We start from the raw sequence: 14,615 nt of genomic DNA, 5'->3' as shown, positions 1-14,615 counted from the left end.
AGCCCCTTTCCCGTCGGCGCCGGACCAAACATCCGGCGCGGGGGCACTTGCTCAACGGGCGAGCCGGTCATCTGGTCACTGCCAGGCGGTACTCCTCGTCCGTGGCCAGGAGGCGGCGGTGGGTGTCCTCGGCGGTGACGACGCCGTCGTCCAGGACGAGCACGCGGTCGGCGGCGTCCAGCAGGGCGGGGCTGCTGGTGATCACCAGGGTGGTGCGGCCCCGGCGCAGCTCGGCGACGCCCCGCGCGATGAGCTGTTCGGTGACCGCGTCGACGGCCGTGGTCGGGTCGCGCAGCACCAGGACGTCGGTGTCGGCGGCGAGGGCGCGGGCCAGGGAGAGCCGCTGGCGCTGGCCTCCGGAGAGGTTGGCGCCCCGGTCGCGGACGGCGTAGTCGAGCCCCTCCCGGTGCAGGGCGACGACGTCGGTCAGCATCGAGGCCTCGACCGCTTCGGAGACCGTGCGGCTGGTGCCGGAGGGGTCGATGTTGGAGCGCAGGGTGCCCGCGAAGATCTCGCCGTCGTACGGGTTGACCAGCAGGTGCTCACGGACCGCCTCGACCGCCAGGTCCGCGAGGTCCCGTCCGCCGACCCGCACCGTGCCCTCGTACGCGTCGGGCGGGACGTTCAGGGCGAGGACCGCCGCGAGGTCGGCCGCGGCGCGCGGCTGGTACGCGGCGACGGCCACGAACTCGCCGGCCGCGACCCGGAACCGCACCTTGCGCAGCGTCCCGTGGCGGACGCAGTCGACCTCCAGGCCGGCGCCCCGGGCCGGCCGCTCCGTCCCCGGTGTCGTGACCGGTGGTGCGGTGAGTACGAGCGCCATCCGCTCGGCGGAGGCGCGCGCGATCATCACGTACTTCGGCATCTCCGAGAAGAGTTTCAGCGGTTCCATGATGAACTGCGCGAGGCCCACGGCCATGACGAGTTCACCGATGTTGATCCGCCCCTCGAAGGCCAGCCACCCCGCCGTGAGGGTCACGGCGGCGGCGAGTACCGCGTTGAGGGCGAGTGCGGTGCCCGCGTAGACGCCGCCGACCCGGGCGACGGTGACCGACTGGCGCTTCGCGTCGGTGCTGACCCGGCGGTAGGCGCGGAACGCCGCGTGATTGCCGCCGAAGCCGTGCAGCGGACGCAGGCCGATGATGAGGTCGGCGACCTTGGCGCCCGCCCGCGCCACCCGCGCCTGCTGCTCACGGGTGCTGGAGCCGATGCGTTTGGACATCACGCTCAGGACCGACAGGATCGCGACCGTCCCCACGATGACCAGCAGCCCCAGCCGGACGTCGGCCAGCCCCAGGGCGACCGCCGCGATCAGGACCGCCACCAGCGAGCTGATCAGCAGCGGCACCACCTCGATGATGTCGGCGGTCTGGTCGGCGTCCTCGGTGGCGATGGTCAGCACCTCGCCGGACTTGAGGTCGACGTCCCCGGCGACCGGCTGGAGCCCCGCGCCGGCCACCCGGACCCGCCAGCGGTGCGCCTCGGTCGTGTTGGCCTTCTGAAGGATCCGCATCCCGAACCGCCAGGACAGCGACACGGTCGTGATGATCACGGCGAGGGCGGCGACGGAGACGCCGAGCGCCTCCGGGCTCCGGTGCCGCATGGTGTGTTCGACGATCAGGCCGAGCGCGATGGGGAAGGCGGTCTCACCGGCCTGGTAGAGGCCCATGAGGACGGTGCCCCAGGCCATCGCGCCGACGTTGCGCCGTAGGGCGGTACGGAGGATGTCGGACCCCGCGCGGGGCCGCTGGGTGTCAGGAGTGGTCATCGAGGTGGCGGGCAATCGCTTCCGGGGTTCGCAGGGTGAACAGATCGCGGATGGTGATCACTGGACCGTACTCCCGGCGGAGCAGCCCGGTCAGCCGCACCGCCAGCATGGAGTGGCCGCCGAGGGCCACGAAGTCGCTCACTGCGCTCACCTCGTCGTCGTCCAGGTCCAGTGCCTCGGCGAAGAGTTCGCACACCGTGGTCTCGGTCTCCGTCTCCGGGGGCCGCTCCCCCGCCGTGGTCAGCGCGCCCAGCGGCTTGGCCTCCGGGAGCGCCTTGGTGTCTGCCTTCCCGTTCACGGTGAGCGGGATGCCGTCGACCCGGGCGTAGTGCGTGGGACGGAGGAAGTCCGGGAGTGCGGCACCCACTTCGGCGGCGACCTCGGCCAGGTCGGCACCGTCCAGCACCAGGTAGGCGGCCAGCCGGTGGGCGCCGTCGACCTGCGGGTCGGGCTGGGCGACGGCGGCGGCGAACCGGACCGCCGGGTGCGCGGCGAACACGGCCTCGACCTCGCCGAGTTCGACCCGGTGGCCGCGGATCTTGACCTGCTGGTCGGTGCGGCCGAGGTAGGCCAGGTTCCCGTCCGGCCGCCGCACCGCCAGGTCGCCGGTGCGGTACATGCGCTCGCCGGGTGCGCCGAAGGGGCAGGCGACGAAGCGGTGCGCGGTCTGGGCGGGCTGCCCGAGGTAGCCGCGGGCGATGCCGACGCCCGCGACGTACAGTTCGCCGGGGACGCCGTCGGGCACGGGGCGCAGCCACGGGTCCAGGACGTACACGTCCGTGTTGTCGATCGCGACCCCGACCACCGGGTCCGGGCACTCGAAGGTGCCGACGCCGAGGGTGTTGATGGTGTACTCGGTGGGCCCGTACAGGTTGTAGCCGACGGTGCCCTCGGTCTCGGCGAGCCGTGTCCACAGTGCCGGGGTGACGGCCTCGCCGCCGAGCAGCACCAGCGCGGGCCGGCGGTCCGGGTCGGCGAGCAGTCCCTCGGCGACCAGTTGCTGCGCGTAGGTCGGGGTGACGTTGACGACGTCGATCCCGTGCTCCAGGCAGTAGTCGACCAGCCTGGGTGCGTCGCGGCGCAGTTCCTCGTCGCAGATGTGCACCTCGTGGCCGTCGGCGAGCCAGAGCAGTTCCTCCCACGACATGTCGAAGGCGAACGACACGGTGTGGGCGATGCGGAAGGTCCGGTGGCCGTGCGCCGCCAGGACCGGTTCGAAGATCCGCCGCTGGTGGTTGACGAGCATGTTGGTGAGTCCGGCGTACTCGGTCACCACGCCCTTGGGCCGGCCGGTCGAGCCGGAGGTGTAGATCGTGTACGCGGGGTGCCGCAGCCGGTGCGGGTCGTCCGGCGCGAACGTCACGAACGGCTCGGCCCCGGGCAGCGGACGGTCCAGCTCGATCAGGCCGACGGCGCCGGTGAGGCGGTGCGCCACGGTACTCAGGGTGAGTACGGCGTCCGGTCGGGCGTCCTCGACGATCGCGGCGATCCGCTCGTCGGGGTGGTCCAGTTCCAGCGGCACGTACGCGGCGCCGGTGCGCAGTACGGCGAAGAGCGCCACGATCGAGTCGAGGGAGCGCGGGATCGCGAGGCCCACCGTCGTCTCCGGGCCGATGCCGCGCCGGACGAGCACACCCGCCAGTGCCCGGCTGCGGTCCCTGAGTTCGGCGAAGGTCATGGCCGAGCCGTGGGCGACGAGCGCCGTCCGTCGCGGGGCGCGGTCGGCCGCCCGGTCGAAGCGGTCCACGACGGTGTCCGTGCCGATGTCGGTGCGTTCGGCGGGCTCGGGCGCGGGGGCCGGGCCGGGAAGAGCCCCGATCGTCCCCGTGGGTCCGGCGGCCCCGGTCAGGTCGTCGAGCACGCGCAGGTAATCGTCGAGGAGGCCGCGGGCGCCGGCGGTGTCGTGGTCGCGGTACTCGAGTTTGACGGTGAGCCGGTCGCCGGGGGTGACCACCCACGTGAACGGATAGTGGGTCGAGTCGTCGGCCCGCACCGAGGTGATGCCGTGCCGGGCGTTCATCTCGGCGAAGGCGTCCAGGTCCAGGAAGTTCTGGAGGACGAACAGGTTGTCGAACAGTGTGTCGTGGCCGCCGGCCCGCTGGATCTCGCCGAGCCCGAGGTGCTCGTGCTCCATGGCCTCGACCCGGGCCGCCTGTACGGCCGACAGGTAGGCGCGGACCGTGTCGTGCGGCCGGGCCCGCGTCCACATGGGCACGGTGTTGAGCAGGACGCCGACGACGTCGGCCAGTCCTTCGCCCTCCCGGCCGGAGACGGTCACGCCGAAGACGGCGTCGGCGCGGCCGGTGCGGGCGCCGAGGAGGAGGCCGAAGGCGCCGGTCAGTACGGTGTTCAGGGTGACGCCGTGGGTCCGGGCCGCCTCCCGCAGGGCGTCCGACTGCCCGGTGGTCAGCGTCCGCACGAGCGCACGCGGCAGGCCGTCGGGCAGGGAGGGCGCCGGTCCGGCGAGCAGGGTCGGGCCGGGCAGTCCGGCGAGGTGCCGCGCCCAGAAGCGTTCGGAGGCGGCCGGGTCCTTCGCGGCGAGGGCCCTCGCGTGGTCCTCGAAGCCCGGGTCGGCCGGTGCGGCGTCCAGGGGCGTGCCCTCGAGGACGGCGCGGTAGGCGTCGAACAGGTCGCGCAGCACGATCTCGCGGGACCAGCCGTCCCACAGCAGCAGGTGGTAGCTGAGCAGCAGTCCGTCCCGGTCGCCGGGCAGGCGGACCACGGTCAGCCGGATCAGCGGCGGTTCGCCGGGATCGAACCCCGCCTCCCGGTCCCTGAGCCGCAGGGCTTCCGCCTCCGCGTCGGTCGCCGCTTCGGCCGTGCGCACGTCGGCCCGGCGTCCCGCGGCGAGGACCTGGACGGGGTTCCCGTCCTCGTCCGTGGTGAAGCCCGCGCCCGCGGCCGGGTGCCGTGCGAGCACGTGTGCCATCGCCCGGGACAACGCGTCGGTGTCCAGGCGTTGTTCGAAGGTGAACCAGCTCTGGGCGACGTAGTGTCCCGCCGGGCCCGTCAGCTGGGCCTGGAAGTACAGCCCGCGCTGGAGGGGGGTGACCGGTGCGGTGCGCTCGGCCGTCGCGGCGGCGTCCGCGATGTGTTGCAGCGCGCGGTGCCAGTGCCCGGTGATCTCGTCGGGGACGCCCTCGGCGAGGGTGAAGGCCGCGTGCAGGCTGCCGGTGGCGGCGTCGGTCCACGCGTTCACCTCGACGGCGTACGGGCTGCCCGCGTCGCCACCGGTGATCCGCGGTGCCTCCGACTCGGCGCCGCGGCCCAGGTAGTTGAACAGGACCTGCGGGTGGTGGGTGGCGGCGAGCAGCGGGGCGGTCTGCGGGTTGAGGTACCTCAGTCCGCCGTAGTCGGCGTGCGCGCGCTCGTCCGGCTGGTGTTCGGCGACCTCGCGGGCCGCGGCGACGGGGTCGGTGTGCGCGGTGAGCCGTACCGGCGCGATGGACGTGAACCAGCCGACGGTGCGGGTGTAGTCGTGGTGGTCGAGGGCCGGGACCCTGCCGTGCCGTTCCAGATCGACCGCCAGGTCCGTGGGCGCCGGCTGGATGCGGGTCAGCGCGACGCGCAGTGCGCCGCACAGCAGTTCGGTGAGACCGACGCCGAGTGCGCCGGGCGCGGTGCGCGTGACGCGGGCGCTCGCCTCGGGGGCGAGTACCGCCGTCCGCTCGCGCGGGTTCCCGGCGGCGGGCAGCGGTGCGGGGGCCTGGAGCGTGGTGAGCCAGCGGGCCAGGCCGTCGGTCTCCTGGGCGGACCGGTGGGTGAGCGCTCGGGCGTAGTCGGCGTAGGACGTGGTCGGCGGTGCCAGGGCCGCACCGCGCATGGCGTCGGCCAGGTCGTCCAGCAGGATCAGCCAGGACACGGCGTCGACGGCGAGGTGGTGCACGGCCACCACGAGGGTGCGGCTCGCCTCCAGCCAGGTGAAGGCGATGACGCCGCCGGTCTCGGGATCGAGCCGGCCGGCCGCTTCGTCGGCCGCGGTCGTCGTGTCGGTGCCGGCCGCGCGGGCGACGGTGACCTCGCGGGCGGGTTCCGTGCGCAGGGACCACGCCCCGTGGTCGACGCGCAGGCGCAGTCGCAGCGCCGGGTGGGTGGCGACGACGGCCCGCGCGGCGCGCTCCGCGTCGGCGAAGCCGGTCCCGTCGGGTGCCGTGAGCGTTCTGGCCTGGGCGAACCGGGCGAGGGATCCGCCCAGTCGCCGCTGGCGCAGGATGATCGGTGTGGGCGGCAGCGGGCCGTCCTCGTGGGGGGCGGGGGCGGGTGGCGTGGCTTCGGAAGCGCGGGTGTCCAGGTGCTCGGCGAGTGCGCGGGGGGTGCGGAGCAGGAACACGTCGCGGGGTGCGATCGGCAGGCCGAGTGCCCTGGCCCGGTTGATGACGGTGATGGCGACGATGCTGTCGCCTCCGGCGGCGAAGAAGTCGGTGTCGGCGTCCGGGGTGGAGCCGGGCAGTGCCTCGGCGAAGATGCCGACGACCGCGGCGAGCGCGGAGCCGTCCCGGCCGTCCGGCGCGCCGCTGTCCGCTACGCCGCTGCTCGCCGCACCACCGACGGCGGTACCGCCGCTCACCGCCGGGGCCGGCGCCGCGCGCTCGGTGAGCGCCCTGCGGTCCAGCTTGCCGTTGACCGTCAGCGGCAGTGCGTCCACGGGCAGCACCCGGCCCGGCACCATGTGCGCGGGCAGTTTCGAGGCCAGGAGCGCCGTGAGGTCCGCGGGCACCCGGCCCACGACGTGTGCGACCAGGTGGTCCTCGCTGTCCGCCACGGTGACCGCGGCGTCGACCACGCCGTCGAGGTCGCGGATCGCGGACTCCACCTCGCCCGGCTCGATGCGGAACCCCTTCAGCTGCACCTGGTCGTCGGCGCGGCCGACGAACTCCAGCTCGCCGTCGAACGTCCGGCGGGCCAGGTCGCCCGTGTGGTACATGCGGGAGCCGTCCGCCCGGAACGGATTCGCGACGAACCTGCCCGCGGTCAGCCCCGGCCTGCCCAGGTAGCCGAGGGACACCTGGTCACCTGCGACGTAGATGGCGCCCACCCGGCCGGGCGGCACCGGCCGGAGCCGGTCGTCGAGCAGGTGGGTGACGAGGCCCGGGACCGGGCCGCCGACGGGGCTGGTGCCGACGGCGCCGGGAGCGAAGTCGGCGGCGGTCAGCACCCGGTGGGTGACGTGGACGGTGGTCTCGGTGATGCCGTACATGTTGACCAGCTCGGGCGCGTCGGTGCCGTGCCGCTCGACCCAGTCGCGCAGCCGCCCGAGGTCCAGCGCCTCGCCGCCGAAGACGATCCGGCGCAGTGCGGGCAGCGGCTCGCCCGCGTGCCGGTCGGCCTCGGCGAAGCGGTGGAAGGCCGACGGGGTCTGGTTGAGCACCGTCACCCCGCGCTCGCGGACCAGGCGGTGGAAGTCGACCGGGGAACGGGTCAGAGCGTACTCCGGCACCAGCAGCTCGGCGCCGTGGGTGAGTGCGCCCCACAGCTCCCAGACGGCGAAGTCGAAGGAGAAGGAGTGGAACTGGACCCACACGTCGTCCGGGCCGAAGGCCATCGCGGGCCGGGTGCGGGCGAGCAGGGTCACCACACTCGAGTGCGGGACGACGACCCCCTTGGGCCGGCCGGTCGAGCCGGACGTGTAGATCACGTACGCGGGGTCCTGCCACCGGGCCGCGGGTGCGGGCCCCGCGACGGTGGGCGCGTGCTCCTCCCCCGGTACCAGCACGCGGGCCGGCACGCCCGCGCGGGCCAGCAGCCGGGTGAACCGGTCGCGGTGCTCGGCTTCCACGAGAACGACCTGCGGGGCGGAGTCGGCGAGGACGTACTCGAGGCGTTCGTCCGGGTACGCCAGGTCCAGCGGTACGTAGGCGCCGCCCGCCCCGACGACGGCTACCAGGGCGACCACCTGCTCGACGGAGCGCGGCACGGCGACGGCGACCCGCCGGCCGGGACCGACACCGGCCGCACGCAGTACGGCGGCCAGCCCGTCGCTCCGTTCGGTCAGTTCGCCGTAGGTCAGGGAGCGGGTGCTGCCGTCGAGGGCGCACTGGGTGACCGCGGTGGCGGCCGGGTCACGGTGCGCCGCGGCGGCGAGCAGTTCACCCAGGGTGGCGGGGGCGACCGGCTCGACGTGCCCACCGCCCCCGGACGCCAGGTCGGCGACGGGGGCTTCCGGCCGGGTGAGCAGTCCGGTGAGGTTCCGCGTGAACGTGCGCAGGATCTCGCGGACGTCGCTCTCCCTCAGCAGCTCCGCGTCGTGGATGAGGTTGAAGCGCGGGCCGCCGTCGGGGGTGCGCTCCACCACCAGGGTCAGCGGGTAGTGGGGGGCGCCCTCGTTGACGATGCCGGTGACGACGAGGGTGTCGCCGGGTCGCCGCAGCGCGTGCACGTCGGTCGCCACGTCGAAGACGACCAGGGTGTCGAAGAGCGCACCGGCGCCGGCCCGGCGGGTGATGCGTGCCAGCGAGACGTGCTGGTGCGGCAGTACCGCGCTCTGGTGCGCCCGGACGGAGGCGAGGAGTTCTCCCGCGGTCGTGGTGGCGGTCCAGCGGGCGCGCAGGGGCACCGTGTTGATGAACAGGCCCACCATGTCCTCGATGCCGGGCACGTCCGCGTCGCGGCCGGACACCGTGGAGCCGAACACGACGTCGTCGCTGTGCAGGATGCCGCCCAGCGTGAGCGCCCAGGCGCTGTGCACGGCGACGCTCAGCGGCACACCGGCCGACCGGGCCGCCGCGTCGACGTCGGTGTCCGCCGGCGCGGCGATGTCGGCGAAGTGCGCGGAGGGTGCGCGTCCGTCGGCGATCAGCGACGGGCCGGGGAGTCCGGCCAGTTGCCCGTCCCACACCCGGTCGCTCGTCTCGTCGTCGCGCGCCGCGAGGCGGCGTACGTGGTCGGGGAAGCCGCCGAGGGCGTACCCGGAACCGGGCGAGTGGTACTCGGCCAGCAGGGTGCGCAGCATGGGCGGCACCGACCAGCCGTCGGCGACGATGTGGTGCACCGTCTGCACCAGGACGTGCCGGCCGGCTCCGGCGTGGATCAGTGTGCAGCGCATCAGCGGGCCGGCGGCCAGGTCGAATCCGGCGCGGCGGTCGCGCTCGGCGTGGGCGCGGATCTCGTCGTCCGTGATGCCGGGGCGGTCCAGCACGGTGAAGGGCGCCTCGGCCCCGCTCTCCAGCACGGAGACGACGCGCCCGTCGGCGAGGGCCACGAAGCGTGCCGCCAGGTTCGGGTGGAGGGTGAGCAGACGGGTGGCCGCCGCTGCCAGCCGGCCGGGGTCCACCTCGCCGTCCAGCGTGAGCAGTTGCTGTTCGACGTAGCTGCCGGTGGCTTCGTCGTCGTAGACCGAGTGGAAGTAGAGGCCCTCCTGCAACGGCGTCAGGGGGAGGATGTCGCGCAGCGCCGGGCCGTCCAGGGCGTCGACGTCGGCCTGGGTGAGGGACAGCGGGCGGAAGTCGCTGGGCGAGTGGCCGCCGCTCTCCAGCGCGGCCAGCCCGGTGAGCGCCTCCTGGTAGTAGGTGCCGAGGGTCGCGATGTCCGCGTCGGTGAACACGCCGTCGGGCCAGGAGATGGCGGTGACCAGTTCGTACCCGCCGGTGGGGCCGGGTTCGGCGATCGCGTTGAATTCCAGGGCGCGGGGCAGGCGCATGCGCGGGTCGCGCCTCTCTCCCAGTTGTCCGGTGGTGCGGGCCAGTTGCCAGTCGTCCGACGAGCCGGCGTCGAAGCGGCCCAGGTAGTTGAAGAGCACCTGGGGTGCGGGGGCGTCGAAGGCGACCTGGGCCAGATGGCGCAGGGCGCCGTAGGAGACGCCGTTGTCCGGGACGCGCGCGAGGTCTTCCTTGACCGCCTTGAGGGCGGCGGCCAGGTAGTCGGGTGCGGTGGGGTCGGTGGCCGGGCCGGGGTCGACGGTCACCGGGAAGAGGGTGGTGAACCAGCCGACGGTTCTGGAGAGTTCCGGTTCGAAGCCGGCGGAGGGGGCGACGAAGCGTGGCTCGCGGCCGTGGCCCTCGAGTTCGATGTGCGCGAAGGTCTGGTCCTGGCCGAGGTCGCGGCGCCGTCGGGCCAGGGCGACGGCGAGCGCGGTCACCAGTACGTCGTTGACGCCCGCGTGGAACTTGGCGGGTGTCTCGCCGAGGAGCGCGGCCGTGGTCCGGGCGTCGACCGGGACGGTCCGGACGCGCTCGCGTGCGACGGTGTCGTCCGGGGTCGGGGCGCGTCGGCCCAGCGGCTCGTCCGGTCCCGGCAGTGGGCGCCGGAAGCAGGCGCCGTCCGCGTCGAACGCGGCGCGCTCAAGCAGCTGGGTCCAGCGCCGGAACGACGTTCCCGACGACGGGAGTTCGACGGGTGTGCCCGAGGTGAACCGTCGCCATGCCGTGGCCAGGTCCTCCATGAGCACCCGCCAGGACACGCCGTCGATCACCACGTGGTGGACGACGACGACCAGGTGGCGGGTCTCGCGGCGCCAGACGGCGCGCAGCATCGCGCCGCCCTCCGGGTCCAGTCCTTCGGCGGCGAGGGCGATGCACTCCTCGAGGGGTCGGTCGCTCGTCTGCCAGAGGTGCGCGGCCGGGGCGCCGCCCGTGTCCGTGTCCGCCTTGGTGTCCACGTCCGGGATGTCGAATCCCCAGCGCTCGCCGCGCACCAGTCTGGCCCGCAGCATGGGGTGCCGGCGGACGACGGCGGCGAGGACCGCGTCGAGGGCGCCGGCGGTCAGGCCGGCCGGGGTGTTGAGCACGACGGACTGGAAGAAGCCGTCGACGGCGTCGGTGGTCTGCCCGAGCCACTGCACGACGGGGGATCCCACAACGGGCCCGGTCGGCACGTCGCGGTGGTCCACGGTCGTGGTGTCCTCGCGGCTCGCCACCGCCGCCAGCGCGCCCACCGTGCTGTGGGTGAAGATCTGCCCGGCCGTGACGTGGAGCCCGGCGTCGCGCAGCGCGCTCAGCAGTGACATGGCCAGGATGCTGTCTCCGCCGAGCCGGAAGAAGTCCTGGTCGACGCCGACCTCGTCGAGGTGCAGCAGCGCCGCGACCGCCGCGCACACCGCCCGTTCCTCGTCGGTGGCGGGCGGCACGGCCGAGGGCGTGCCGACGACGGGCTCCGGCAGCGCGTCGCGGTCGAGCTTGCCGTTCGCCGTGAGCGGGAACTGCGTCATCACGACGACGTGGGCGGGCACCATGTACTCCACCATGTGGGCGCCGGCCCAGGTCCTGACGTCGTCCGGGCGCAGCTCCTCGTGGCCGGCGGCCGGGATGACGTATCCCACCAGGTAGGTGCCGCCGGCCGGGTTCTTCTTCGCGACGACGCAGGTGTGGCGCACTCCCGGGTGCTCCGCGAGGCCGACCTCGACGTCCTCGATCTCCAGGCGCATGCCGCGGATCTTGACCTGGTTGTCCGCGCGGCCGAGGAAGTCGAGCGAGCCGTCGGGGGCGAAGCGGGCGAGGTCACCCGTCCGGTACAGCCGGGAGCCGTCGTTCGCGAAGGGGTTGGCCACGAACCGGGAGGCGGTGAGGCCTGGCGCGTTGACATAGCCGCGTCCCAGCAGCAGTCCGCCCGCGTACAGTTCGCCGCCGACACCGACCGGCACCGGGCGCAGTTCGTCGTCCAGGACGTACAGCCGGGTGTTGGGGTTGGCCCTGCCGATCGACGTCGACAGGCGCTCCGCCGCTCCCCGGTAGACGACGTGGGAGACGCCGATCGTCGTCTCTGCGGGGCCGTAGCCGTGGTACAGGGGGATGTCGAGCCGGGCGCGGAAGCGTTCGTAGAGTTCAGGGGTGAGCACCTCGCCGCCGCACCAGACGTGGCGGAGGCTGTCGAGGCGCCCCGAGTCACCGGCCATCTCGAGGAGCACGTCCAGCATGGACGAGACCAGGTAGGTGAAGGTGACGCGCTGTTCGGCGATCACACCGAGCAGGTGGTGGGGGTCGCGTTCGCCGCCGGGGCGCAGGACGACGAGCCGGCCGCCGCTGACGAGGGGCAGGAAGATCTCGTTGACGGAGATGTCGAAGGACAGCGGCGCCTTGAACAGCGACGCGTCGTCGTGGCCGAATCCCAGGATCTCGTGGATCTGCCAGAGCAGGCGCTCGCTGATCGCCTCGTGCCGGATCATGGCGCCCTTGGGCCGCCCGGTCGAGCCGGACGTGAAGATCACGTACGCCAGGGCGTCGCCGGGGAGGGGGACCTCGGGTCCCTCCGTGGGGTGGTCGGCGAACCGCCAGTCGCCGAGGTCCACGGCGACGGCTTCCGGCTCGTTGGGGGCGTGCTCGCCCGAGGGGTTGAGCTGTACGACGACCCGGGCGTCCTGGACGACGACGGCCCGGCGTTCGGCGGGCCAGTGCGGGTCGAGCGGGACGAACGCACCGCCCGCCCGGAGCACTCCGAGCAACGCGATCACCATGTCGGCGGAGCGTTCGAGGGAGATGCCGACCACGTCTTCCGCGGTGACTCCGCGGGCGATCAGATGATGCGCCAGCTGGGCGGACAGCTCGTCCGCCTGACGGTAGGTCAGGGTGCGGCGGTCGTCGACGACGGCCACGGCGTCCGGCCTGGCGCGCGCCTGTTCGCGGAACATCTCCACCAGGGTGGGACGGGCCCGGTCGGCGTCGGTGTCGTGCCACCTGGCGAGGTTCTCCAGCCGCTGCGCCGGACCGGAGGGGCCGATGGTGCCGAGCGGACGGTCCGGGAAGTCGGCCAGGTCGTCGAGCGCGAGCTGCACGCCGGCCGGTGCGCCGCCGTCCGGGAGGGTGATGCTCCGGCCGTCGGCGCCGACGCCCCAACCATCGGGCGCCGTACCGCCGTTGTCGACCCAGGCGAGCACGTCGGTGAACAGGGTGCCCGCGGTGAGGTCGAGGCCGGCGGGGCTGCTGCCCGAGGCCCAGTAGGACAGTCCGACGGCGCACGCCTCGGCGACGACCCGGTCGGAGAAGTCGCCGGTGCGCCGGCGTATGTCGGTCAGCTGCCCAAGAGAAAGCCGGACGAGAGAAGCGGTCGGTTCCATCATCGAAGACTCAACGCCCCTTCAGCCAAGGAATGAAGGCAGGCTAACCTAACTAAGGCATGCCTAACTACCCCGCACGGCCGCCCTCGCGCCAGGCCCGCCACAGCCGTGCGTAGCGGCCTCCCAGAGCCACCAACTCCTCGTGCGTGCCCTCCTCGACGACCCGTCCGGCGTCCAGGACGGCGATCCGGTCCGCCGCCATCGCCTGGGTCAGGCGGTGCGCCACGAACAGCGTGGTGCGGCCCGCGCACGCGGCCAGCACGGCCCGTTCCAGCTCGGCGGCGCCCTCGCTGCCCGCCTCGGCGGTCGACTCGTCCAGCACCACGACCGGTGCCCGGCCGAGCACCAGCCGGGCCAGCGCGATCTGCGCCACCTTGGTCCCGTCCAGGCGCTCGCCGCCCTCACCGACCGGGGTGTCCAGCCCCTCGGGCAGGTTCTCGACCCACCCGGCGGCCCCGACGGTGCGCAGGGCGTCCAGGAGTTCGTCGTCGGTGGCCCCGGGCGCGGCCAGCCGCAGGTCGTCGGCGAGGGGCCCGGAGAACACGTGGGTCTCCTGGGTCAGGATGCTCACCAGGGCCCGCGCCCCGGCCTCGTCCAGTCCGGCCAGGTCGGTCGGCCCGACCCGGACCGACCCCGCCTGCGGCGTCCCGATGCCCGCGACCAGCGCGGCCAGGGTCGTCTTGCCCGCACCCGTGGCGCCCACCAGGGCGAGCGAGCCGCCCGCCGGAATCGTCAGGTCGACGTCGCTGAGGACCGGCCGCTCGGCACCCGGGTAGGTGAACGTCAGCCCGCGCACCGTGACGGGGTACGGTCCGGCCGGAGCGTCGACGGACTCGTCGCCCACCAGCCGGTCCTCGGCGTCCTCGCCCAGGACGCCGACCAGGCGGGTCAGGCTCGCGCCCGACTTCTGCGCCTCGTCGAAGGTGAACATGATGGCGCCCAGCGGGGTGAACAGCCGGTGGAACAGCAGCGGGGCCGCCGACACCTCGCCCAGAGTGGCCGCGTCCGCCTCCAGCAGCGCGTAGCCCACCAGGATGATGAGGGTCAGCCCGATGAACTCGGCACGGTTCTCCCTGCCGACGAAGCGGCCGAAGAACCGGAACACCTCGATGCCGAGGTCGCGCACCCGCCAGGACTGACGGGTCACCTGCTCGCGGAAGGCGCCCTCGAGCCGGTAGGCCCGGACCGTGTCGATGCCGTTCAGGCCGCTGATCAGGGCCTGCGCGCGGTCGGCCTGGGCCACCCGCTGCTTGCGGTACAGCGGCGCCGACCGCGGCAGGTACCAGCGCAGGGCCAGCGCGTAGGCGGGCAGCGCGCCGGCGCCCGCCAGACCGAGCCGCCAGTCGAGGCCGAACATGCCGGCCGTGGCGATGACGACGAGGACACCCGCGGAGAACACCGTGGGTACGGCCGTGCGGATGCCCTTGGAGATCACGGCGACGTCGTCGCCGACCCGGGACAGCACGTCTCCGCGTCCGACCTGCTCGACCCGTGCGCTGGGCATGCCCAGCACGGCGCGGACGGCGCCCTCCCGCAGCCGGGCGAGCAGGTCGGCGCCCAGCCGTCCGATCAGGTAGGTCGACACCGCGGTCGCCGCCGCGCCGAGCAGCGCGGCGGCGACCATCAGGGACCCGATCGTGACCAGGACGGACCGCGACTCTCCCCCGGCCACCGCGTCGACCACGCGGCCGAGCAGCAGCACCGGAAGCACCTGGAGCGCCGCTCCGGCCACCGTGCTGAGTACGGTGGCCGCCGTCAGCCACGGCACCTCGCGGCAGTGCGCCGCGACCCATCGGCCGGCCTCGCGTCCGGTCGCCGTACGCAGGACGGCCGTCGGGACGCGGGTGTCGGTGACGCTCACAC

Annotated in this window: 3 protein-coding genes; all 3 read right to left on the bottom strand. The window is 73.8% G+C overall.

The genetic code is table 11. The features are described from left to right. Positions 1 to 67: 67 nt before the first annotated feature. The 3 genes from Sco07f_RS19355 to Sco07f_RS19345 all read right to left on the bottom strand — a co-directional run bounded on the left by Sco07f_RS19355 (position 68) and on the right by Sco07f_RS19345 (position 14,613). Positions 68 to 1,768, bottom strand: a complete 1,701-nt coding sequence (locus tag Sco07f_RS19355; RefSeq protein ID WP_164139968.1) for an ABC transporter ATP-binding protein — start codon at positions 1,766 to 1,768, stop codon at positions 68 to 70. Then, the gene (locus tag Sco07f_RS19350) at positions 1,755 to 12,755 is read right to left on the bottom strand and encodes a non-ribosomal peptide synthetase (protein ID WP_108988571.1); all 11,001 of its coding nucleotides are present in this window, start codon (positions 12,753 to 12,755) and stop codon (positions 1,755 to 1,757) included. The genes Sco07f_RS19355 and Sco07f_RS19350 overlap by 14 nt, the downstream gene beginning before the upstream one ends. A 64-nt stretch (positions 12,756 to 12,819) precedes the next feature. Then, the gene (locus Sco07f_RS19345) at positions 12,820 to 14,613 is read right to left on the bottom strand and encodes an ABC transporter ATP-binding protein (RefSeq protein ID WP_108988570.1); all 1,794 of its coding nucleotides are present in this window, start codon (positions 14,611 to 14,613) and stop codon (positions 12,820 to 12,822) included. Positions 14,614 to 14,615 lie beyond the last annotated feature (2 nt).

Origin of the sequence: Streptomyces coelicoflavus (genome assembly GCF_003112555.1) — a bacterium.
Taxonomy (GTDB): domain Bacteria; phylum Actinomycetota; class Actinomycetes; order Streptomycetales; family Streptomycetaceae; genus Streptomyces; species Streptomyces coelicoflavus.
This window is presented reverse-complemented; position numbering and strand designations above follow the sequence as displayed.